The sequence below is a fragment of the Pseudomonas mediterranea CFBP 5447 genome, from assembly GCF_000774145.1.
Classification (GTDB): domain Bacteria; phylum Pseudomonadota; class Gammaproteobacteria; order Pseudomonadales; family Pseudomonadaceae; genus Aquipseudomonas; species Aquipseudomonas mediterranea.
Genome location: NZ_KN322987.1, coordinates 289641 through 312414, shown reverse-complemented (window position 1 = coordinate 312414; position 22774 = coordinate 289641). Strand labels below are relative to the sequence as shown.

Genomic DNA, 22774 nt, shown 5'->3' with positions numbered 1-22774 from the left:
CAAGGCAATAACCTTGCCATGAATAACGATGGCGCTGACGGGCGCACAGTCAGCGGCAATCGTGCGCCGCAGAGGCTGGCGAGCTTTCCTTGATGAGTCAGATGTACCCATTTCATAGATCATCATTGTGTAGAAAAGCACCAACATAGGTCGTATGACCTAATTTTAGACTCGCGACTATGAATGTGCTTGCCTCCCCCCGTGGGCGAGGTAGGCTAGCGAGGATAAATGGATGACTGGATAGGATCGGATATGCCCTTGCCTGCTGCCACCGAAGACCACGAGATAGAGGGCCAGGTCAAATATGGCCGCACACAGAAAAGGTCGAGAAAGATCGAAGAAATAAATGATGCAGCGGCGCAAGTGTTCATCCGTGACGGCTACGCGGCATTTTCCGCCCGCAAGGTCGCGAAGGAAATGGGCATCAGCCTGAGCACCCTGCAGCATTACTGCGGGAATACCGAAAATCTTTGCTTGCAAATGATCAAGGCCAAACTTGAGTCTTTTGTGTTCCGCTTCCAGGAAATCTACACCGACAGCCATACGCCCCCCATGGAAAAGCTGGCTCTGGCGATTCGGGAAAATGTGGCGGCGACCCTGGATCATTACACGGGCAGGTTGTTTTTCCAGATGGGTGCACTGGCGACCCAGGATGAACGCATCAAGGAGGTCATGATCGAGCAATATGAGTATTTTCTGACAGGCCTGAGGTACCTCGTCCGTGAGATCAATCCGCAACTGAATTCGGACGCTATCGAAACCTACAGTGGGCTGATCGCAACGATGATTGAAGGTAACTTCTTTTACCAATGGCAACAGAGCTTCACCCCTGAGATCCGTGCACAGATGCTCGATACTTCTATAGCACTCTGGAGCAACACGCTGATGAATCCACCTCGCCCGATGCTACTCACAGACGAGGTGTAGATGCCGGGTGTTATCGCTGTCCTTATCGACGGACATCCGGCCAGTCGTCGTACAGTCGCCCCATTAGATAGGGCGCGTAATCAATACCATCCGTCGACAGATCCACCGCCTGCTCGACAATGTAGGACGTTTCCCCGCCGAGATGGCCACCCTCTATAAAGTCTCCAACCGGCACCGTACCTACGCCGGTGTCGAATGGCGAGCCGGTGAGCTGCAGTTGCGAGCGAGTGATCGGACGGAAGCGCTTGATCAATGTAGAGTTCTTGAAAATCACCAGTTCGGGGTTGCGGATTGAGCGTGCATTCACTTCATGACCGCAGCGCAGGTCGAAATAATACTCGGGCATTTCACGCATGCCGCCCTGTTCTTGCCCCAAGCAAGCATTGAGCTGGATCAAGTCATGATTCTTCCTGCCGGCGATGCCATGAAAGTTTTCGCCGTCTTCGAAGTAATCAATCGTCCCCTGCTTTTTTGGCATCCCCCAGAACTCACGCCCGGTGACGATGTTGACTTCCTCTGTTTCGAGAACGGTCAAATAGTAACTGCCTTCGACGCCTTTATATTCGGCATTGACGCCAATAATGGCGGCACGGTCGCGACCCATGCGATTCGGTACGCCATTCACCCACTCCATGAACGACAGGAACCCGACCGAGACTATCGGTTTCTCGCAAACATTCAGGCACGGCGGAAGCACGCTTCGCACGAACTCAGCGGTGGTGGAATAATTGACATAGCTGTAACTGTGGTGCGTGCGGATATTATCGTAATAGCTCCGGTATTCGTCCAACTGCTGTCGAGTCCAAACATAACTCATCACATTCCCCTTGTTTTTATCGTACGGTGAGCCGTAATGCATATATCAGGCTGTTCCGAGAATGGCCCGCACGCTGTACAGGCAGCAATTGTACGATCGAAAACAATGCCAATAGGCTTTTGTACGATGCGACACGCACCGACGCCATTCATAACTTCGAACAACCCCCTCTGATAGATCCGTACATGGGTCTGATTGAAAACAACCTGAATCCATCGATACTGACGACAGCCATAAGCGAGCGCCCTCCTCCACAATTTCTTCCCGAGACCTCACGATGACCTTCGATAGCTCTGACGCTGCCCTCTCCATCAACCCGGCCAACGGCGAACAGATCGGTCGTTATCCCTATGAGTCTGTCAGCGAAATGGAGGCGGCCCTGGTTCGCGTACAAGCTGGCTTTGAGCAATGGCGGGACGTTGAGGTACAGGTCAGGGCCGGAGTCTTGCTCAACCTCGCCTCCCAGCTCCGCGCCCAGGCAGAAGGGATGGCTCAGTTGGCTGCGAACGAAATGGGCAAACCTGTCGCTCAGGGGCGTGCCGAGGTAGAAAAATGCGCCGCGTTATGTGAATGGTACGCCCAGCATGGGCCACGCATGTTGGAGCCTGAGCCTACATCGGTTGAGGACAATAAAGCCTATGTTGCTTACCGGCCGCTTGGGGCCGTCCTTGCGGTCATGCCCTGGAATTTCCCGTTCTGGCAGGTGATGAGGGGCGCGGTGCCAATCATCCTGTCCGGCAACCCGTATGTCCTCAAGCACGCGCCCAACGTCATGGGCTGCGCTTACAGTCTGCAACAAGCCTGGCGGGATGCCGGGCTGCCCGACGGCGTTTTTGAGGTGATCAACGTTGTTCCATCAATGGTATCCCGGGCCATCGAAGACCCACGCATCGCTACGGTGGCTGTCACTGGCAGCGTTCGTGCAGGTTCAGCCATTGCCGCGCAAGCCGGCGCGGCGCTGAAAAAATGTGTGTTGGAACTGGGTGGGTCCGACCCGTTCGTGGTCCTGGCGGATGCGGATATTGATGAGGCCGTGAAAGCCGCCGTGGTCGGACGCTTTCAAAACAGCGGCCAGGTGTGCATTGCCGCCAAACGTATCATCGTCGAACAAAGCGTGGCTGAAGCATTCGAGAGCAAGTTCGTTGATGCAGTCGCTGCGCTCAAGCTCGGGGATCCGCTTGAAAGCAGCACTTACATTGGCCCTATAGCGCGCCCCGATCTGCGGGATGAGCTGGACGGGCAAGTCAAGGCAACCGTCGCCCAAGGCGCGAAGCTGCTGTTGGGCGGTCACAAAATAGAAGGGATCGGCAATTACTACGAGCCGACGATTCTGGCAGGCGTCCGCCCCGGGATGACCTCGTTCGTGGAGGAGCTGTTTGGTCCGGTCGCTTCGCTGATCGTTGCCAGGGACGCGGAACACGCGCTTGAACTGGCAAACGACAGCGAGTTCGGCCTGGCGGGCAGCCTCTGGACTGCTGACGTCGAAAAAGCCAAACATTTTGCCGCACGCATGATCACGGGCGGTGTGTTTATCAACGGCTATGTCGCCACCGATCCCCGCGTCCCCATCGGCGGTGTCAAGAAAAGCGGCTTTGGGCGGGAGCTCTCTCACTTTGGGCTCAGAGAGTTCTGTAACGCCCAAACGGTCTGGCTGGATCGCCGCTGATACGCTTCCAGGTCCGCAACCAAGGAACGGAGGCGATCACCAGACCGCAATATGCGAGTCCGCCCGAGGCTCAGTCCCCCCACACAACACACCACTGACCGGATCACGGAGGATGATCTGCCCGCGCCCATAGTCGGTCAGGTCACTGCTGACCTGCACTTCATGGCCACGGCGCGCCAGGGCGTTGACCAGGTCCGGTGACGCGCCGTGCTCGATGCCGACCTTCATCCCGCCCAGCCATTGCCAGCGCGGCGCATCCAGGGCTGCCTGGGGGTTCAGGCCGAAGTCCACCAGGTTCATGACCATCTGCACGTGTCCCTGGGGCTGCATGTAGCCGCCCATGACGCCGAAGGGACCGAGGGCCTGGCCGTTCTGGGTGAGGAAACCGGGGATGATGGTGTGGAAGGTTTTCTTGCCCGGCGCGAGGCAGTTGGCGTGCGTCGGGTCGAGGCTGAATTCCTGCCCGCGGTTCTGCAGGGCAATCCCGCTGTGGGGCAGCACCACACCGGAGCCGAAACCGTGGTAGTTGCTCTGGATGAACGAAACCATGTTGCCTTCTTCGTCGGCGGTCGCCAGGTACACCGTGCCGCTGGCGTGGGGATCGCCGGGCGCGGGCGGCTGGGCCTGTTCGCCAATCTGTCCACGGCGCCGGGCGCTGTAGTCGTCACTCAGCAGGTCGGCCACCGCCACGCGCATATGCCGCGGGTCGGTGATGTAGTGCAGGCCGTCGCTGTAGGCCAGCTTCATCGCTTCCAGTTGGCGATGCCAGGTTTGTTGGCTGTCGCGGTGATCGAAGCTGAAGCCCTCGAGGATGTTCAACGCCATCAAGGCCACCAGGCCCTGCCCGCTCGGCGGGATTTCCCAGACATCGATGCCCCGGTAGTTGACGTGGATCGGCTCCACCCACTGGGCGCGGTAATCCTTGAGGTCGGTGCTGCGCAGGTAGCCGCCGGTAGCACGGGAATGGGCATCCAGGCGTTCGGCCAGGGCGCCGCGATAGAGACTTTCGCAACGGGTGGCGGCGAGTTCTTCGAGGGTGCGAGCCTGGGCCGGATTGCGGAAGATCTCCCCGGCCCGCGGCGCACGTCCTTCGATCAGGAAGGTATCGAACCAGGTCTCCAGCACCGGATCGCGTTGGGGGGTGAACTCCTTCAAGGCGATCTGCCATTGAAGGGCGACCACCGGCGACACGGCAAAACCACCCCGCGCCAGGCTGATCGCCGGTTGCAACAGCTCGGCAAAGGGCAGTTTGCCGAAGCGTTGTGACAACTCGGCCCAAGCCGATGGACAACCGGGAACCGTCACCGGCGTCCAACCGTAGGTGGGCATCCGTTCGTGGCCGGTGGCCTGCACCGCTTCGACGCTCAGGGCCGCCGGTGCATGGCCGTTGCCATTGAGGCCGTGCAACTGGCCCTTGCACCAGACCAAGGCGAAGGCGTCACCGCCGATGCCGCAGCCGGTGGGTTCCACCACGGTCAGCGCCGCCGCCGTGGCGATGGCGGCATCGATGGCGTTGCCGCCCTTTTGCATGATCTCGATACCCGCCTGTGCGGCCAGTGGCTGAGAAGCGGCGACCATGCCGCGCCGGGCGAAGACGCTCTGGCGTTGCGACGGATACGGGTACTCGTGAGCAGAAAATTTCAACATGACAAACTCTCTTCACAGACAAAATGAGTCAGAGCACGCGACTGAGAAAGGCCCGGGTACGCGGGTGGCTGGGGTGGCTGAAAATCTGTTCCGGCGGGCCTTGCTCGATCAGCTCGCCCTGGTCCAGGACCACCACACGGTCGGCCACTTCCCGGGCAAAGCCCATTTCGTGGGTCACCACCACCATGGTCATGCCCTCTTCCGCCAGTTCCTTCATCACCTCCAGCACCTCGCCCACGGTTTCCGGGTCGAGGGCGCTGGTGGGCTCGTCGAACAGCATCGCCTGGGGCTTCATCGCCAACGCCCGGGCGATCGCCACGCGCTGTTGCTGCCCGCCGGAGAGCATGGAGGGGTAATGGCTGGCCTTGTCCGCCAGGCCGACCCGCGCGAGCAGGCTGCGGGCCTGTTCCAACGCAGCGGCGCGCGGTATCCCGAGAACCTGGATCGGAGCCTCGATGATGTTCTCCAGGGCGGTCATGTGGGGGAACAGGTTGAAGCGTTGGAACACCATGCCGATGTCCCGGCGCTGGCGGGCGATGTTGCGCTCCGAATCGCGCACCAGGCTGCCATCGGCGCGTTCCCGGTATCCCATGGCCTGGCCATTGACGCGAATACGCCCGCTTTGGATGTCTTCCAACAGGTTGATGCAGCGGATGAAGGTGGTCTTGCCGGACCCGGAGGCACCGATCAACACCACCACCTCGCCGCGGCGAACTTGCAGGGATATGCCCTTGAGGATCTGCAGGTCGCCGAAGGACTTGTGAACGTCCAGCGCTTCGATGATCAGTTCTTCACTTTTGTGCGCCATGGTTAACGTTCCCTCAGCAATTTCAGGGTGCTGCGGCCGAACATCCGCGTGGCCGCCGGCGGTGGCGAAGACGGACGGTCCGATTGACCGAAGCGGGCTTCCAGCCAGCGCTGGAAGAAGCCCCAGAGGGTGGTCAGCAACAGGAAGTAAATCGCCACCACCAGGTACAGCTCGAACACCCGGAACGTCGCCGAGGTCACCATCTGGGTGCTGAGCAGCAGTTCCTGAACGCCAATCACGCTGACCAGCGTGGTGTTCTTGAGCATCACGTTGAACTCGTTGCCCAGCGGCGGCACGATCACCCGGAACGCCTGGGGCAGAATGATGCGCCGCATCAACCTGGCGAAGGTCATGCCCAGGGACCGGCCGGCCTCATACTGGCCTTTGTCGACCGCGCCGATGCCGGCGCGGATGATCTCTGCCATGTAGGCGCCTTCGTTGAGGCCCAGGGCGATGATTGCCGCCTGGATATTGCCGGGGACCACCAGGCCGAACAGGTCGATGTCCTCGAAACGGAAGATCCCGCCGGCGGCCAGCGCGGTGTAGAGAAAGACTATCTGCACCAGCAGCGGCGTGCCGCGCATCAACCACACGTAAAAGCGCACCGGCATGTGCAGCAACGGATTCTTCGACAGCCGCAAGAGCGCCGCCGCCAGGCCCAGGGCGCAGCCCAGCAACATCGCCAGCACGCTGATCAGGCAAGTCAGCCAGAGCCCGGTGAGGTAGACCCCACTGGGCTGTAGCAGGTACTGCCAGAACACATCCCAATTGAAATTCATCGACGCTTACCTCAATCGAGAGTGTCGCCGGCGACATGCCATTTGTTGAGCAACTGGCTGTAGCTGCCGTCGCCGCGCATGTCGCTGATCACCTGCTGCACGGCAGCGCTCAGTTGTGGATCGTCCTTGCGAATGCCGATGCCGGTGAGAATCCGGCTGAAGGCCGGCACCCCTTCCTCGAACAGGTCGGGGGCCATCGCGGCGTAATAGCCGGCGGTTTCCACGGTGGTGCCGTAGGCATCGACCTGGCTGATGCGCAGCGCCTGGAACGCATCGGTATCGGTGTTGTAGACCACCAGCTTCATCGGCGGTTTGCCGGCCTTGGTCAGCTTTTCATTCTCGGCGTCGAGCAGGGTCTTGATGGTAGAGCCGTTGAGCACCGCCACCTTGCGCGCGGAAAGATCCGGCAGCGTCTTGATGGCCTTGGGATTGCCCTTGGGCACCACCACCGCCTGGCTGGAGTACATGTAGTTGACGATGTCGATCACTTCCCGGCGTTCGGGCTTGTCGAACAGTTGGTCGACGATCATGTCGCACTGTTTGGCCAGCAACGCGGGGAGCAAGCCGGAAAACGGCACGACCCGCCATTCCACTTTCTTGTCGTCCAGGCGCTTGGCGATTTCCAGGCCCAGGTCGACGGTCAGCCCCTTGGGTTTCTGCGCCTCATCGAAGGACACCAGCGGCGGCGAGTCCATGCCCGAGCAATAGACGAGTTTGTCGGCCTTGATCAAACGCTCCGGCACCACGGGGGCGGCGGACGCCCACTGTGCACAGAATCCCAAGGATATTGCGGCTATCAACACGCGAGGCTTATGCATGACCAGACACTCCAGTTCAGTAGGTAACGGGCAGTACTCAAAGTCAAAACACGGGCAGGCTCATGCCTGCTCTGTTTATTTTTTCGCTTGCAGGAACTCGATCAATTCAGGGATGGTGCCTTCGATGTGCGCGCGCACCACTGCCTCGGCCTTGTCGGCGTCACCGGCGCGGATCGCGTCGAGGATCACCACATGTTCCTGGCGCGCGCTCATGGGTTTCTCCACGTGCTGCAGCCACAGGCGCATGGGCGCCTCCACCAGGGAATAAAGGGCACTGATCTGCTTCAGCAGCCTGGGACGACCGCTGAGGCTGCACAGGTATTCGTGAAAGGCCCGATGCCGGCTGACCCACTCGGCGCTTTCGTCGCGGTAGTCGTCCATCTCGTCCAGCAACCGCTCCAGGGCGGCCAACTGGCGATCGCCAATGCGCCCCACCGCGACCCGGATCGCCAGGCCTTCGAGGGCGCTGCGCATTTCGAAGACTTCTTGCAGTTCGTCGATGTCCAGGCCGCTGACAACCGCTCCGCGATTGGGCCGCAGCGTAACCAGGCCCTGGGCATCCAGGCGCCGGAACGCCTCGCGCACCGGCATCCGGCTCATGCCGATCTCACTGGCGATGTCCTCGGCAATCAGCCGATCGCCTTTATGAAACCGTCCACCACAGATGGCTTCCAGCAGGAAGTTGTAGGCCTCTTCCTCGGCGGTCACCGGCGGACGTTCAGTGTAAGACGGAGCAAATTGCATGGTCGCACCCTTTGTATTTTTGTATCCAATTATCCATGGATTCAAAAAAGCAGGATGCGTGCCAAGACCGTTGCTGGCCATGCAAGCGATTGATTTGAATGGAATGGGATCGCCAGACAGGACCGACAGCTAGCCAGGTGTCACGGCTGCGCCGTGAGGATGTGCTACTTAATGGCTCAGGGGGCGCCCATTAATGTGCAAAGCAGTAGCTCGGTAACATTGCCAGGCTTTCAAGCTCTGGCTCCTGTCATGCTTTTCACTTGAGAAAAGCGATGAACCTGTGGCGAGGGGATTTATCCCCGCTGGGCCGCGAAGCGGCCCCAAAGCCATGCTACTCGGTATATCAGGCGGATTGAGTCGCCTATGTCGGGGCCGCTTCGCGCCCCAGCGGGGATAAATCCCCTCGCCACAGTGAACCGGGCAAGTCTCAAGTGAACAGCATTATTTGGCCCTGGGCGTTTCCGAAGGGGATTCGCCGAACAACGCCCGGTAATGCGTGGCGAAGTGGCTCAGGTGAAAGAAGCCCATGGCCACGGCGATCTCGCCGACGTTCTGCGCGGTTGCCTGGGTCGTGATCAGGCGCCGCCGCACGGCATTGAGCCGCAGGTTGCGCAAGTACTCGACCGGACGCATCCCGGTCACGGCCTGGAAGCTGTTCTGCAGGGTCCTGCGACTGACCCGTAGTTGTTCGCAAAGATCGAGGATGCTCAGGGAGGTATCGCCGCTGTCCCCGGCCAACTCCTGGCAACGCTTGACCAGATAGGCGCTGACGGCAAAATTACCGCGCCGCCCCCGGACTTCGTCCGAGGCGTGACTGAACAGGTCGAGGAAGGCATTGAGCAGGACGTCCTCGAGCATTTTTTCCAAGGCCGGAGTGATCGCGTCGGGCTGCTCCAGCAGACGGCGAAACAGCGGATGGATCCTCTGCTGTACACGCAACAGGACCGTCTCGTCCACGCTGACCTGGGACACACTTTTCAAGCGTTTGAGTTGATTGTCCGGCAGCTCATAGGCCGCCAGCTTGGCGAAGCGCACCATGTCGACATTGATCGCGAAGAAACGCGTCCCTTCCGGAGCGTGCAGGACAAAATCCTCGCCATCGCGCAGCAGCACGACGTTGTGGGCGTCGACCTGATGCCCCTGGACCACCGGCGCGTTGCCCAGGGACATGGCAATGCACAGGCGTCCCTTTGGCGCGCAGCCGCGCTGCACCACACGTTTATCCAGCACTTCCTGGAAGATCTGGAAACGCTCGGCGCAAATGTGTTGCAGCTCGCTGGACAGGCATCCGCGACCGAGTTGGTCATAGACCTGCTGCCAGCCCAGGATCGAACCAGCGTGCTGTTGAGGATCATTGAAGGTACGGACTTCGGCGAGCATGATCAGTGTTCCTCGGTGGCCGGCGTTGTTCTACCGGCCGTTCATAAGGTGCTCGATCGTCCATGACAGCGACAGGTTCTACGGGGCGCCGTTGCCGACGCGGAAAACCAAAGCCAGTTCCGTGCCAAGCATATGCAAGCGGTACTCGGCGGGCTGGATGTCCATGGGCGGCAGCAACGCGCCCGACAGCACGACCTGCCCCGCTTCAAGGCGCTGCCCGTCCGCCAACAATCGCCGGATCAGCCAGCAGAGATTGACCTGTGGCGTATCCTCCCGCGCCTGGGTATCACCGTTACCGCAGGCCACCCCGTCTCGCTCCAGGCAATAGCTCACGGAGGGCATCCGACCCGGCTCGAGCTCAATGCGCGGGCCGACGCAGTACAGCGCCGCCGCCGCGTTGTCGGCCAGGAACGGCCCGACGCCGAAGCTCCAGCCCTGCCATCGACAATCGGCAATCTCGAAGGCCGGGGCGACTGCAGAGACACAAGCCAGGATTGCCTCATCGCTGTGCTCGCCTGGCGCGAGGGTGCGCCCCAGGAAGCACGCTAGCTCAATTTCCAACTTGGGCTGGATCAGGCTCGTCAGGTCCACTGAACTACCGGGTTCGACGACCATGGCGTCGGTCAACGCACCCAGCACCGGTTCCTGGATACCCATCCGCTTCTGCGCGGCGCTCCCGGCGAAGGCCACCTTCCATCCGCTCAGCTGCTCGCCCCGGGCCTGACGCTGGCGCAACGCTTCGCGCTGCAGGGCGTAGCCTGTCGGCAAGTCGAACGCCTGTGGGTCCAGCGGCGACAGCGCCCGTGCCGTCAACGTGGCCTGGTGGAGCTGGCCCGACAGTTCATCCCATGGCTTCATGAAAGTTGCTCCGCCAGTTTGCGCAGTACGCCTTCCAGTCGCTCCGGCGTGGTAATCGCGGCGACAAAGCGGTCCGGCCGCACCACCACGACGCAATCCCGCACTTTGGCAAACCACTCTCCCAAGCGGTTATCGACGTCTTCCACGCAGATCGCCTGGCTCGCGGACAACGGCTGGTTACGCCCCTTGCCACTGCGGGAACGATTGACCTGAATGAAGCGGGTGTTCCAGCGCGCCCAGTAGGCACGGGTCTCTTCGCTGAGCGGTTCGTTCGGATTGACCCGATAGCCCAGCACGGCATAGGAGTGGCCCAGCACCTCGTCCAAGCGGCGACGCTGGCCTTGCTCATCTTCGACGGTCGGTTGGATGAACAATTGCCCTACGAGGTCATCCTCGTGCAGTTCCGCGCGTTCGTGATGCACCAGGCCCTTGGTAATGGTCGCCTTGGGTTTGAACTTGAACTCCAGCAAGTGCGAGCGCAGGTTGTCGACGCTGTTGACGGCCTGGAACAACCAGTCCCGCACACCCGCCATCAGCGGATTGGTCAGCCCCAATACGGCGCCCATGTTGTCGGCCAGGGCGATGAGGTCGGTGGCATGCCCGCGTCGCTCCTGGTCGTAGCTGGCAAGTATCGAGGCCGAGGCACGTCCCTGGATGATGGCGGCGATTTTCCAGGCGATGTTCACCACGTCCCGCAGACCCGAGTTGAGCCCCTGCCCGGCCCACGGCGGGGAAATGTGCGCCGCATCGCCCACCAGCGCCACGCGCCCTTCGACAAACCGCGCCGCGACCCGTGAGTTATGGGTGTAGGCGCGTATGCGGATGATCTCCAGGTCATCGGCGGCGTTGCCGATGTGCCCGCGGATCAAGCCACGGATAGTCGCCTCCTCGCACATCGTGTTTTCATCTTCGCCCTCCAGCAGCATGAACTCCCAGCGGCGTTGCTGGTACGGCAGGTAGATGCAGACGAAGGGCCGTTGAGGATCGGCGTGCAAGGCCGTATAGGGCGCGTCCAGAGTATCGTTGGCCGTATCGACCACCACCCATTTGCGCGGATGGGTCAGGCCCAGCAATTCGATGCCGAGTTTCTTGCGCACGCTGGAACGGCCGCCATCCGCGCCGATCACGTATTGCGCGTGCAGCTGGTACAGCTCGCCCTGGGCGTCGCACACTTGCAACGTCACCCCTTGAGCGTCCTGCTCCAGGTCGAGCATTTCATGCCCCTGGCGCAGCTCGACACCGGGGTGTCGGCCCAGGTGCTCGCGCAGCGTTCCTTCCAGCAACTGCTGCATGAAAATGTTGCGCATCGGCCAGCCATAGTGGGCGGTGCTCGGTTTGACTTCGGCAAAGCACACGCCCCGGGCGTTGTAGTAACGCAGGGGGACGTTGCAGATCATGTCCCGGCTGGCCAGCTCGGCGATGTCAATGCCCTGCAACACACGCAACGCCTCATCATCCATGCCCACCGCACGGGGGTACGGCAGGATGCCGTCCGCCAGTTCGAGGACGACGCAATCGATACCGTACAGGCCCATGTAATGCGCGGCGGTGATCCCGTTCGGGCCACCGCCCACGATGACCACCTGGGTTTTGTCCTGCTTCATCACGCTTCACCGCTTCGTTGTTGTGGTTGTAGGTGTTGGCCGTGCAAGTAGTCCCTGACGACACGGTTGAAGGTTTTGCCCTGGTCATCATGGACGTAATGACTGGCGTCGGCGATCTCCGTGGTGTGCACCAGCGGATTGGCAGCCTTCATGGCTTCCAGGGTTGCCGCCGGCAGAAAGTCGGAACGCCCGCCCCGGATGAACAGCGTCGGGCAATCCAGCGCGCGCACCGCCGGCCACAGGTCGGTCGGTGTGATACTCAGGCGTGCCTGGGCTATGCCCTGCTGGTCGTGGCGCCATTCGATGCCTTCGAGGGTTTCCTTCATGGAATACGTCAACCTGGACGCCAGTGCCTCCTGGGACAACCCCGGACGTGCCCGCTGCCAGAATTGAGCGGCACTTTCCCAGTCGGGAAAACGCAGGGGCGTTTCGCTCATTTCCCGGCGAATGCGCGCGGCACCGTCGCCGCTGATGGAGGAACCGGGGCCGATGTCCTCGATCACCAGCGCCTGGAGCCGCCTGGGGTTGAGCCGTGCATACTCCAGCGCATTGGTGCCACCGAGGGAATGCCCCACCAGGACGAACCGCTGCAAGCCCAGGTGCGCCACCAGGTCCTCCAGATCGCTGACATAGGCCTCGGTCCGGTAGGTGTCGGCGGGCGCCCATTCGCTGTGCCCGCGACCGCGCTGGTCCAGGGCATAGCAACAATAGGGCTCGCCCAGGGCATCGGCCAGGGATTGCCAGGTCTGGGCGTAGGATCGCAACCCATGGAGCAGCACCACCGGGATGCCTGACGGGCTGCCCCAGGACAGATAGTGCAAGCGCATCCCCGTCCGATTGCTGAAGAAATGGCTGTTTGCGGACATTCGTTCGGTTCCCACGGTCAACGCCCCTTAATACAAGCCGTCGGTGCCCTTGACGTCCGCGGCTTGCAGGCCGCCCAGACGCGCATGCAAACGCCCACGGGTGGCGAAAGCCCAGATGATGACCAGTTCGTCTGCCGAAGGGCCGTCGCCGAACGAAAGCGAAATGCTGTCGTAGTGCGAACGCACGTACAGCGCATCCTTGTGGGCCAGCGGCACGTCGATGGTCACGCCAGGGCCGCCACGCTTGCCGGTGGACGGTACCCAGGACTTGCCGCCGCCCAGGGCGACGCGAATCGGATCCGCGGCCGGATTGGTCAGCAGTGCATTGCCATGCTCATACTCGCCCTGGCTGCCGACCAGGCATGCCTTGCCGTAGCTGACGATCTCGTGCTCGCCCGCCAGCGCCTGGATGCGCCGGCCGAACTCCTGGCCCAGCAAGGGCGATGGCTCGATCAACTCGGCCAGACTTTCGCTGTAGCGCCCGGCATAGGGGTTGGCGATCACGGCGCCAATGGCATATTTGAACAACGGCTCGCCATCGGCCAACTGGCCGCTTTCGTTGGCCAGGGTTTCTTCGACGAAGCTGTACCATTTGCGGATGTGGTAAGTAGCGAAATTCGCGGTTTTCATGGCTCGGTGCTCTTTCAAAGTGGGTCGAGATCGAACTTGCGGCTCGGCGCGCCGGCGGCCTTGAAACGGGCCTTGCCGCGCGCGTCGTCGTGTTCGGTCTCGAGGAAGAATTCCATGCGGTTGCCGTCGGGGTCGTTGAAGTACACGCCATGGCCGATTTCGTGATCGGTGATTTTCACCACTTCGATCCCCTTGCCGAGCAACATGCCGTACAGCTGTCGTAGCGTGGTCATGTCACCGGCGATCTCCAGCCCGTAGTGCTGCAATCCCAGGCCGCCCTGATGGGCGCCCGGCTCGGCCCGGAGTAACGCGATGTCGTGGTGCTTGGCACCGAACGCCATCATGATCCAGCTGTCCCCCCGGGCGCTTTCGTGCATGCCCAGGACATCGGCGTACCAGCGTGCCGACGTTTCCGGGTCGCGAACGAATAGCGACAGGTGGGTACGAACGACCTCGACTTTCATCGCGCGATACCTCAGTTCTTGATGATGGATTGGTGCCCGGACTTGATCTGCGCCACCGCCGGAGTCCAGAGCACATCGGCGATTTCACTGAACTCACGCCACTGCTTCTGCCAGCCGTTACCGCCGTTCTCGGAGGTGAACAGGTGTCCGTACTTGGTGCCGGCGACGATCTGGCGCGGATCAGCCGGGTTGCAGGCAATCGCCCAGATGCACGAATTGGGTTGCTGCGGCAGAGGCAACACTTCCCAACTGACCGCTGCATCGCGGGAGACCAGCACCTTGCTGGTGGTGCCGGGCGTGCCGTCGGAAATGCTCAGGTAGAGCGTGTCCTCGCTGCCCAGCGGCGCGTTCATGGCGCGCACGTAGTACAAGCCGAAAGTTTCGCGGGCAACGATGCCGGTCCAGGTCTGTCCTTCATCGAGGCTGCGGTAGACCGCGTTGACGCACACCACCACGATGACTTTCTGGCCGTGGTTGGGCAGCACCAGGATGTTGTGTACGTCCGAGTTGAAATCCCACAGCAGCCGGTCGTCGACGCGGGTCCAGCTATCGCCGCCATCGCGGCTGTGGAACAGGCCGCCCTCTTCCAGGCCGAACCAGAGCTGGTTGCGATCCGTGGGGTCATAGGCGAACGCCAGCAAGCGCGGCCGGCTGACACCCTCGCAGAACTCCGGAATCTCCACCAGGGCGCGGTCCCAGCTCTGGCCACCGTCAAGGGTGCGCCAGAGCACGGCGCGGGAAGGCGCGCCCGTACCGACGAAAATACGCTGGGCATCCGCCGGATCCACGGCGACCTTCCACACGGTCTCGCCGTTGAACGGCGAGTCCACCCGCTGCCAGTGACCGCCGGTGTCGTGGCTGACGCACAGGCCGACGTCGGTGCCGGCGTAGATCACTTCGGGCGTACCGGGATGGACGCTCAGGGAGCGGGTGATTGCATCGAACTCCAAGTCCTGCCCCAGGCCCAGGCGGTGCCAGGTGCGGCCGTCGTCGGCGCTGCGGATCACCGCCTGCCCGACGGTAGCGACCAAAAGGGTTCCGTTACTCATTGCTGCTGCTCCTCAAATGAAGATGCCACGTGTCAGGCCGCCATCGATGCCGATGGACTCGCCCGTCACGGCGCCGGCCTTGGGCGATGCCAGGAAGCCGATCAGCCAGCCCATTTCGATGGGCGCCAGGGTGCGTCGGATCGGCGTCGCGTCGATGTAGCCCTGCTCGACCTGCCCCGGCGTCTTGCCCTGCTTGATTCCTTCGCGCTCGTACAGCTCCTGGATGTGCGGGGTGTCCACCACACCGGGGTGGATCAGGTTGACGGTGATGCCGGCTGGGCCGAGTTGGTCGGAGAGCGTCTTGGTCATGTGGGCAATGGCCAGGTTGCGCATCCCCGAGAGGACCTTGCTGCCACGACCGGTCAGGCCGCCGATGTTGATGATGCGACCGAAGCCGCCCGCCTTCATGTGCGGGGTCACGGCCTTGGCACACCGGAAATAGCCAATGACCTTGGTGTTGAGGTCCGAGAGCAGTTCGTCGTCGCCCGCGTGCTCGATGTCATTGCGCACCACGCCGGACGGCGCCGCGGCACCGTTGACCAGAATGTCGATACGGCCGAAGTGCTTGTGGGCGGCGTGCACCATGTCGGACACGGCCGACATCTGGTTGGTGTCACAGAACAGCGGCAGCACTTCGTTGCCGGTCTCAGCGGTGATTTCCTCGGCAGCTTGTTCGAGGTATTCCATGCGCCGCGCACAGATCACCACCTTGCAACCTTCCTGGGACAGAAAGCGTGCGACTTCCTTGCCGATGCCCATGCCACCGCCGGTGACGATGGCCACGCGGCCTTGTAATTCCAGATCCATAGCAGTTCCTCTTGTGATTGTTCGGTCAGGCGAGATCGACGAAGACACTTTTGGTTTCGGTGTAGGCATCGATCACGTTCTTGCTCATTTCCCGTCCCCACCCGGACTGTTTGTAGCCACCGAATGGCGAAGCCGGGTCGACGACGTTCCAGCAGTTGATCCACACCGAACCGGCCTTCAATTGCGCGGCCACGCGGTGGGCGGAGCGCAAGTCCCGGGTCCAGAGACCGGCTGCCAGGCCGTAGGGCGAGTCGTTGGCCCGCAGGACCAGCTCATCGACTTCGCTCCAGCTCATGACGGTCAGCACCGGGCCGAAGATTTCCTCGCGGGCGACGCAAGCCCGCTCGGCGCGGTCAAGGAACACGCTGGGCTGAATGAAGTGGCCGCGCTCCAAGTGGGCCGGACGGTCGCCGCCGCAGATCAGCTCGGCGCCCTCTTCCTGGCCCCGCTGCAGATAGCCACGGACCGAGCCCAGTTGGCGGGCCGAGACCAGCGGCCCCATGCTGCTGGCCGGATCCAGACCAGGGCCCAACACATGGGCGGCGGCATGGCGCTGGAGTTCTTCCAGGACCTGGTCTAAGACGCTGGCGTGCACATACAGACGCGAGCCGGCGGTGCAGACCTGCCCCTGGTTGTAGAAAATCCCATCGGCGGCGCCCTTGGCGGCGCGCACGATATCGGCGTCCGGCAAGATGATGTTCGGCGACTTGCCCCCCAACTCCAGGGAGACCTTTTTCATGTTGCCGGTGGCCGCTTGAGCGATCAGGCGACCGACCTGGGTCGAACCGGTAAAGGCGATCTTGTCCACGTCCGGGTGAGCGGCCAGCGGCGCGCCGGTATGGGCGCCCAGGCCGGTGAGCAGATTGACCACGCCGGCCGGGAAGCCTGCGGCTTCGATCAACTGCACCAGGCGAATCGCAACCAGGGGCGTCTGTTCAGCCGGCTTGAGCACCGCGACGCAGCCGGTCGCCAGCACCGGGCCGAGCTTCCACACGCACATGGTCAACGGGAAGTTCCACGGCACGATCAGTGCGCAGACGCCCACGGGTTCACGCACGGTGTAATTGAGCATTGGTGCGCCGCTAGCCGGCGACACCGGATGCGTACTGCCCTCGATCTTGGTCGGCCAGCCGGCAAAGTAACGAATGATGTTGGCGGCGCTGGCTGCTTCACCGCGGGCATTGGCAATCGGCTTGCCGTTCTCCAGCGTGATCAACTGGGCCAATTCTTCGCGGTGCTGGTCCAGCAGTTCCGCCAGGCGGAACAGCAACAGGCCGCGCTGGGCCGGCGAATGCTGCGCCCACGGCCCGGTGAAGGCTGCGCGGGCCGCCGCGACCGCCGCGTCGACATCCCGCTCGCCGCCTTCGGCGACTTCAGCCACGCTGCTTTCGCTGGCCGGGTTCTCCACGGCGAACCGGCGACCATTGGCGGCCTCCTGCCAGGTGCCGCCAATGAACAGGCGGCCGGGTTGCGACAGGAACTTCTCGACGGCAGGCAACAATTGGATCTGGCTCATATCCCCTCCTTCACAGCGCCATTTCAATCAGGCAAGGACCGCCATCGGCGGCAGCATTGGCCAAGGCACGTTGCAATTCGGCATTGGTGTGCACCGTGCTCGCCGCCAGGCCGTAGCCCTTGGCCAGAGCCTTCCAATCGATACGTGGACGGTCGAGCACGGTCAGGCTCAGCGCTTCGGGACCGAGCTCGGTCATGCCGAACCGGCGCAATTCGTTCTGCAGGATCGCGTAGCGATGGTTGGCCGCGATCAGGATCACCACCGGCAACTGCTCCCGGGCGATGCTCCACAGGGTCTGGATGGTGTACTGGGCACTGCCGTCCGATTGCAGGCAGAACACCCGGTTGCCCCGCTCGGCCAGCGCCGCGCCAAACCCCACCGGAATGCCCTGGCCGATGGCGCCCCCGGTGTTGGTCAGCACCCGATGCCGCGCGGCACGGGCCGACGCGGTGAAGAACGGGTAGCCACAGGTGCCACCCTCCACCGAGACAATGCAGTCGTCCGGCAGCGAAGCGGCCAACACCTGGCCTATCGACTGCGGGGTCAACTCGGCGTTGGCGGGCGGCAACTCGACACCCATCGGCGTCGGCACGAAAGCCGGTGCTTCCAGGGCGTCGGCCAGCGCGGTGAGTGCACCGGCCACGTCATCACCGACGTCTGCCAGGTAAAGCAGACGATCACGCTCCGCCAGGCGAGAGGGAATGCCTTCGTAGCCGAAGTAGCTGATCGGCTCTGGGATGCCGGCACACACCACCGCGTCGTACTGGTCCAGCACGCCAATGGCCACTTCGGGGAAATAGGGCAAGCGGTCCAGGTCCGGCAGGCCACCGCCGCGATAGCTCAAGCGCGGGAAGGTTTCGGCGAACAGCTGCACCCCAGGCAGTTGCGCCAGGCGTCCCGCGGCTTCTAGGCCGGCAACCGACAGACCCTGGTCACCCACGATGAACACCAGCCGCTGACCATTGCGCAGTGCCTGGGCAACGGCTTCGATCCGATCACCGGCAAACCGCCGAACCGGCGCGTGCAGAGTCGTAAAGGCGGTTTCCCGTGCCACTTCGTTGGCTTGCAGGTCCATCGGCAGGATCAGGCTGGCGATCTGGCCCTTGGCTTGCCAGGCGGAGCGCACGGCCTCCTGGAGATCCTCGCCGATGCCAGAGGCCGTGCGCGATGTACGTACCCAGCCGGAGACGCTCCCGGCCAGCGCCTGGATATCGCTGGCCAGCGGTGGATCGTAGTTGACGTGCCATGAGGCGTGATCGCCGATGACGTTGACGATCGGCGTGTTGGCGCGACGGGCGTTGTGCAGGTTGGCAATGCCGTTGGCAAAGCCGGGCCCCAGGTGCGTCAGGGTCATCGCCGGCCTGCCGGCAATCCGGCCGTAACCGTCCGCGGCGCCGGTGCACACACCTTCGAACAAGGACAGGACCGGCTTGAGGGCCGGCGCGCTGGCCATGGCGGCCACCAGGGGGATTTCGGTCGTTCCGGGGTTGGCGAAGCAGTACTCGATACCGCTCGCCACCGCCGCCTTCACTATCAATTGCGCGCCATTCATTTCCAGCCCTCTTGTTCGAGCGTTTGCAATGGCTGAGATTTATCACACACAAAAACCAACATAACAAGCATTTTATTTTCGTAAAGCTCATATTTTGAGATTTATGTTGATTTATAGGCTACAAGAACTGACGAATATGCTTGCATTTCTCAAGCCCTGGAGTAACGTGGCAGCGCATCCGTCAGCCGGTGAGCAGGCTTTCCATCCCCGGCGCGTCTACCTATAGTGCTCACCGAACGGCCAGCCACGCGCCCTTCCCCCTTAGGAGCCAAATGAGCAGTCTGAGTAAAATGTTGAGTGTCCTGGACCTGTTCGGCCCGCAACGGTTGAAGATCGACCCCGACACCATCGCCGAACACATGGGCCTCTCGCGGGCGACCGTGTACCGCTACGTCAAGGACCTGTGCGACGCCGGTCTGCTGAGCCGGGTGGATGCCGGCAGCTACGGCCTGGGTCCACGGATCATCGAGCTGGACTGGATGATGCGGCAGTACGACCCGATCCTCGTGGCCGGTCGCGAGCTGATGCACGAGCTGTCGGAAGAAACCGGCCTGGCGGTGTTCGCCAGCGTTTTCTACGACGGACACATCATCAACACCTACATCGCCGAGCCCACCGACACTTACCAATTTGCATTCGGCCGTGGGCAACCGCTGCCGTTTTTCCGCGGTGCGCAGTCCAAGGTCCTGATCGCCTTCCAGAAGAGCCGGCGTTTGCAACGCCTGTACGACGAGCACATGGCCAACGACCCGGACAACCCCTACGACTGGGCAAGCTTTTCCAAGGCGGCGAAAAAGATCCGCAAGGACGGTTACTGCCTGACCCACGACGAACTCAACCAGGGACTGACCGGTATCGCGGCGCCGATCTTCAATCCGGGGATCGACGAGGTGGTGGGCAGCCTTTCCGCGGTCGGCAGCACCCAGAGTTTCAAGCTGCTGCGCCAGGAAACGGTGGTTGAAATGGTGATGGAGACCACCCGGCGCATTGCCGAGAAAATGCAGGAACCACCCACGCCCCTTCAGCGCTAGACCGGAACGCTGCGGCGCAGTCCAGAGCCGCAGCCCGTGCCTCAGAACGGAACGGCCACGCTCACCTGGCTGTACACGTTGGTGCCGTTGCCGGTGGCTTGATTGCCGCCTGTGGTCGAGTCCCGGTCCGGTTTGTAGAGCCCGATGAGCGGGGTGATGATCAGGTGTGGGTTGACGGCCCACTCGGCATAGAAGTCCAGCTCCCGGGCATCGAGGTTCAACGCATTGCTTTTGCGCACCGTGTTGAAATCGAAGAACAACGCGCCGAGGGTCAAGTTTTCCAATGGCGTGGCCTTCAGGCCGACGTGATGGATGGCCGTGTTGCTGTTGAATGGCCCGGCGTAGTTGCCGGCCACCTCGCCCTGAAACCAGGTCCCGTAGCCGGTGCTCTGGCCGGTAAACAGCGAGTCCCATTTCTGCGAGTAGCGGGAATAGCGGTATGTCAGTTTCGGTGACCAGGTCACGTCGGCAAAGGTATAGCCGGCCTCGGCGTACCAGGCTTTCTCGGGACCGGCGTCCTTGTCTTGCCAGGCGTATTCAAACGCCAGGCTGGCGTTCTCGATCCCCGCGTCACCCTCGCCACGAATGCTGTAGACGTTCATGCCTTTGCGTTGCTTCTGGAAATCACTGGCCCAGCGGTCGCTCACGTCGATGCCATGGACCCAGGTCAGTCCCAGGGTTCCAGCTTTGGCGGTGTAGTCCAGGGTAGCGGCAGCCAGTTCGGTTTCGGCCTGGGCGCGGTTGTCGGATTTGAGCCACGCCATACTGCCATGCACACCGTCCTGCCCGCCCAGGCGCACCACGGCGGTTTGGTCGAAAGCGTGTCGAGCCGCCAGGTAATAGGCGCCACCGCGGTTCAAGCGACCATCGGCGGGACCCTTGCCCAGGTTCGGTCCGTCGTCATTGATCAGGAAGCCCCTGCCCAGCTTGACCACCTGGCGTCCGCCGGAGATGTCGACGCCGTCCTGGCCCAACAGCGGGAACAGATCGGCGGAACGCCAGCCCAGGTAAGCGTCTTCGATTTTCGTGGTCCGCTCGGTTCCCAGGCTGTTCCCCGCCGCATCACCGTCGCCCCAGGTCGCCGAGCTGACCAGGCTGAATGCGCCGTAAGCGGTGCCACGGCCGGCCAGGGCCTGGTCGCCACTCACGCCATACTTGATGAAACCTTCCCGCCAGGTAGACCCGCCCGACGTGCCGTCGTAGTTCTTGCGACTGTTGAAATGGCCGAATACCGCCAGCACGTCGGCGTTGAGATGACTGTCGTCGTCGGCGTACAGCTCATAGGCCTGGGCCGGGCCCATGGCGCAGAACGCCAGCGTGCAGGCGAGGCCGCTACTGAAAAACTCGATACGCGATGGATACCGCATGGCTGAAGCTCCTTGTGGCGCGCCTTTCGAAGGCTGTCTTGGTTATTCGTGAAGCCGGCGCAGCAGGCTGCGCCGGTTTTGCAGGGTCAGCGGCAGGTGGTCAGGGCGTGATCGAGGGCCTGGACGATCAGGCCGGCCTCCTCGGACGTGAGGGTCAGCGGCGGCGAAAGGACGATCTTGTTGCCGATCGGGCGCACCAGCACGCCGCCACGGCGCGCTTCATCGGCAATCCGCGTGGCGAGACCGGTCGCTGGATCGAGGGGTTGGCGGGTGGCCTTGTCCGTCACCAGGTCCAGGGCGATCATCAGGCCCTTGCCGCGCACCTCGCCGACCACCGCGTAGCGTTCGGCCAGCGGCTGCAAGTGCTCCAGCAACTGGGTACCGATTTTCCCGGCATTGCCCGGCAGATCCTCGGCCTCGACGATATCCAGCACCGCCAGGGCTGCGGCACATGCGGTCGGGTGCCCGCTGTAGGTGTAGCCATGCATGATCACACTGCTGAACCCCGGCCCGTTCTCGATGGCATCGGCGATCCGCTGGTTGAACACCGTGGCGCCCATCGGGATGTAACCTGCGGTGATGCCCTTGGCCAGGCACAGGACGTCCGGGGCAACGCCCCAGCCACGACTGCCGAGCATGCAGCCCGAGCGACCGAACCCCGTCACCACTTCATCGGCGATCAACAGGATGCCGTGGCGATCGCAGACTTCCCGCAGCCTCTTCCAGTAGTTCGCCGGCGGCACGATGACACCGCCCGCCCCCTGCACCGGTTCGGCGATCAGCGCAGCGATGGTTTGCGCTCCCAACAATGCGATCTGGTCTTCCAACTGACGGATACAGTGGGCGGTCAGCTCTTCCGGATCGCGGCAATCCCAGGGGTTGCGATACAGCCACGGTGTGTCGAGCAAATGGCATCCGGCGAGCAATTGCCCGTGGTTGTAGTGATAGACACCGTTACCGCCCACCGAGGTGCCGCCCATGTGCACGCCGTGGTAGCCGTTGCGCAATGACAGGAAGCGGGTACGCCCCGGCTCGCCGCTGGCGATCCAGTACTGGCGAGCCATTTTCAATGCGGTCTCCACCGCGTCCGAACCACCGGCGCTGAACAGCACCCTGGCCATGTTCTCCTGGGCAAACATCGAGATCAGCCGCTCGGCCAGGTCGAACACCCGCGGATGGGCGATGCCATCGAACGTCTGGTAATACGCCAGTTCGTCCAGTTGCGCGGCAATCGCAGCCTTTACCGAAGCCCGATTGTGGCCCACGTTGACGTTCCACAAACCGCCGACGCCATCGAGCATGCGCTGGCCGTCGATGTCGGTGATGTAGTTGCCGTCACCCTTGGCGATGATCAGGGTTTTCGAACGCTGGGCCGGTGCCGCGGAACTCATCGGGTGCCAGAACTTCTTCTGCGCTGTCTTGTATTTTTCGTACATGGTTCAAG

Annotated in this window: 21 protein-coding genes; 3 read left to right on the top strand and 18 right to left on the bottom strand. The window is 62.4% G+C overall.

The window, feature by feature from the left end:
* Nucleotides 1–228 precede the first annotated feature (228 nt).
* Nucleotides 229–927, top strand: coding sequence for a TetR/AcrR family transcriptional regulator (locus N005_RS21535; protein WP_081993311.1), 699 nt, complete (start codon nt 229–231; stop codon nt 925–927).
* Between the two features lie 22 nt (nt 928–949).
* Here N005_RS21535 and N005_RS21530 read toward each other — a convergent pair whose 3' ends face one another.
* Nucleotides 950–1744 carry an acetoacetate decarboxylase family protein gene (locus N005_RS21530; RefSeq protein ID WP_047703039.1) on the bottom strand — a complete coding sequence of 265 codons (795 nt, stop codon included), beginning with the start codon at nt 1742–1744 and terminating at the stop codon, nt 950–952.
* A gap of 277 nt (nt 1745–2021) precedes the next feature.
* Between N005_RS21530 and N005_RS21525 the strand changes: the two genes are divergently transcribed.
* Nucleotides 2022–3410, top strand: coding sequence for an aldehyde dehydrogenase family protein (locus tag N005_RS21525; RefSeq protein WP_047703038.1), 1389 nt, complete (start codon nt 2022–2024; stop codon nt 3408–3410).
* 36 nt (nt 3411–3446) lie between these two features.
* Here N005_RS21525 and N005_RS21520 read toward each other — a convergent pair whose 3' ends face one another.
* The 15 genes from N005_RS21520 to N005_RS21450 form a co-directional block, all read right to left on the bottom strand.
* Complete coding sequence (locus tag N005_RS21520; RefSeq protein ID WP_047703037.1) at nt 3447–5057, bottom strand: gamma-glutamyltransferase family protein; 1611 nt, start codon at nt 5055–5057, stop codon at nt 3447–3449.
* 28 nt (nt 5058–5085) lie between these two features.
* Nucleotides 5086–5865, bottom strand: coding sequence for an amino acid ABC transporter ATP-binding protein (locus N005_RS21515; protein WP_047703036.1), 780 nt, complete (start codon nt 5863–5865; stop codon nt 5086–5088).
* Between the two features lie 2 nt (nt 5866–5867).
* The gene (locus N005_RS21510; RefSeq protein WP_047703035.1) at nt 5868–6644 is read right to left on the bottom strand and encodes an amino acid ABC transporter permease; all 777 of its coding nucleotides are present in this window, start codon (nt 6642–6644) and stop codon (nt 5868–5870) included.
* 11 nt (nt 6645–6655) lie between these two features.
* Nucleotides 6656–7462: an ABC transporter substrate-binding protein gene (locus N005_RS21505; protein WP_047703034.1), complete on the bottom strand. Its 807-nt coding sequence runs from the start codon at nt 7460–7462 to the stop codon at nt 6656–6658.
* 75 nt (nt 7463–7537) lie between these two features.
* Nucleotides 7538–8206 (bottom strand): GntR family transcriptional regulator, encoded by a 669-nt coding sequence (locus tag N005_RS21500; RefSeq protein ID WP_047703033.1) that lies wholly within the window; start codon nt 8204–8206, stop codon nt 7538–7540.
* A gap of 441 nt (nt 8207–8647) precedes the next feature.
* On the bottom strand, nt 8648–9586 hold the full coding sequence (locus tag N005_RS21495; RefSeq protein WP_047703032.1) for a helix-turn-helix domain-containing protein: 939 nt from the start codon (nt 9584–9586) through the stop codon (nt 8648–8650).
* Between the two features lie 78 nt (nt 9587–9664).
* The gene (locus N005_RS21490) at nt 9665–10444 is read right to left on the bottom strand and encodes a 2-keto-4-pentenoate hydratase (protein WP_047703031.1); all 780 of its coding nucleotides are present in this window, start codon (nt 10442–10444) and stop codon (nt 9665–9667) included.
* Nucleotides 10441–12048, bottom strand: a complete 1608-nt coding sequence (locus N005_RS21485; protein ID WP_047703030.1) for a bifunctional 3-(3-hydroxy-phenyl)propionate/3-hydroxycinnamic acid hydroxylase — start codon at nt 12046–12048, stop codon at nt 10441–10443. Before N005_RS21485 ends, N005_RS21490 begins: the two co-directional genes overlap by 4 nt.
* The gene (locus tag N005_RS21480; RefSeq protein WP_047703029.1) at nt 12048–12914 is read right to left on the bottom strand and encodes an alpha/beta fold hydrolase; all 867 of its coding nucleotides are present in this window, start codon (nt 12912–12914) and stop codon (nt 12048–12050) included. Before N005_RS21480 ends, N005_RS21485 begins: the two co-directional genes overlap by 1 nt.
* Nucleotides 12915–12941: 27 nt before the next feature.
* Nucleotides 12942–13544, bottom strand: coding sequence for an amino acid synthesis family protein (locus N005_RS21475; RefSeq protein WP_047703028.1), 603 nt, complete (start codon nt 13542–13544; stop codon nt 12942–12944).
* Nucleotides 13545–13558: 14 nt separating this feature from the next.
* Entirely contained in the window at nt 13559–14008 is a 450-nt protein-coding gene (locus N005_RS21470) for a VOC family protein (protein ID WP_047703027.1), read from the bottom strand.
* An 11-nt stretch (nt 14009–14019) separates the two neighbouring features.
* On the bottom strand, nt 14020–15057 hold the full coding sequence (locus N005_RS21465) for a WD40/YVTN/BNR-like repeat-containing protein (protein ID WP_047703026.1): 1038 nt from the start codon (nt 15055–15057) through the stop codon (nt 14020–14022).
* Between the two features lie 12 nt (nt 15058–15069).
* Nucleotides 15070–15864, bottom strand: coding sequence for an SDR family NAD(P)-dependent oxidoreductase (locus N005_RS21460; protein WP_024777297.1), 795 nt, complete (start codon nt 15862–15864; stop codon nt 15070–15072).
* Between the two features lie 25 nt (nt 15865–15889).
* Nucleotides 15890–17380, bottom strand: coding sequence for an aldehyde dehydrogenase family protein (locus N005_RS21455; protein WP_047703025.1), 1491 nt, complete (start codon nt 17378–17380; stop codon nt 15890–15892).
* Nucleotides 17381–17390: 10 nt separating this feature from the next.
* On the bottom strand, nt 17391–18932 hold the full coding sequence (locus N005_RS21450) for an acetolactate synthase large subunit (RefSeq protein ID WP_047703024.1): 1542 nt from the start codon (nt 18930–18932) through the stop codon (nt 17391–17393).
* A 272-nt stretch (nt 18933–19204) separates the two neighbouring features.
* On the opposite strand from N005_RS21450, the gene N005_RS21445 reads away from it, so the two are divergent.
* Nucleotides 19205–19963 (top strand): IclR family transcriptional regulator, encoded by a 759-nt coding sequence (locus N005_RS21445; protein ID WP_047703023.1) that lies wholly within the window; start codon nt 19205–19207, stop codon nt 19961–19963.
* A gap of 41 nt (nt 19964–20004) precedes the next feature.
* On the opposite strand, the gene N005_RS21440 is transcribed toward N005_RS21445, so the two are convergent.
* On the bottom strand, nt 20005–21330 hold the full coding sequence (locus N005_RS21440; protein WP_047703022.1) for an alginate export family protein: 1326 nt from the start codon (nt 21328–21330) through the stop codon (nt 20005–20007).
* 86 nt (nt 21331–21416) lie between these two features.
* Nucleotides 21417–22766 carry an aminotransferase class III-fold pyridoxal phosphate-dependent enzyme gene (locus tag N005_RS21435; RefSeq protein ID WP_047703021.1) on the bottom strand — a complete coding sequence of 450 codons (1350 nt, stop codon included), beginning with the start codon at nt 22764–22766 and terminating at the stop codon, nt 21417–21419.
* Nucleotides 22767–22774: the final 8 nt, after the last annotated feature.